The following is a 229-nucleotide window of genomic DNA, read 5'->3' as shown; positions in this document are numbered from 1 at the left end:
CTTCCTGAAAGCGTACATGGTGCAATTCATGGCCGACCGCATCGGCTTCGCCTTCGCCGAGAAAATTTTTCAAGCGAAACTCGGCGGGATCCATTCCGAGTTCCTGAGCGAGAATGTCCGTGTGACAATCGACCGCGAAAGCGGTGGCTACGGCTCCCGGACTACGATAATAGCCGCCGGGAACGGTATTGGTATAGATCTGCAGAAACTCGATATCGGTGTTGTCGAT

At 53.7% G+C, this 229-nt stretch carries 1 protein-coding gene; it reads right to left on the bottom strand.

Features of this window, described 5'->3' with window-relative positions:
• Positions 1-199 (bottom strand): molybdopterin cofactor-binding domain-containing protein (locus KVT28_RS28700; RefSeq protein WP_368734952.1); only part of this gene is annotated, 199 nt, incomplete at its 3' end.
• Positions 200-229: the final 30 nt, after the last annotated feature.

Origin of the sequence: Pantoea sp. GbtcB22, from assembly GCF_019091025.1 — a bacterium.
Taxonomy (GTDB): domain Bacteria; phylum Pseudomonadota; class Gammaproteobacteria; order Enterobacterales; family Enterobacteriaceae; genus Pantoea; species Pantoea leporis.
The sequence above is the reverse complement of the archived record's forward strand: the minus strand, read 5'-3'. Positions and strand labels throughout refer to the sequence as shown.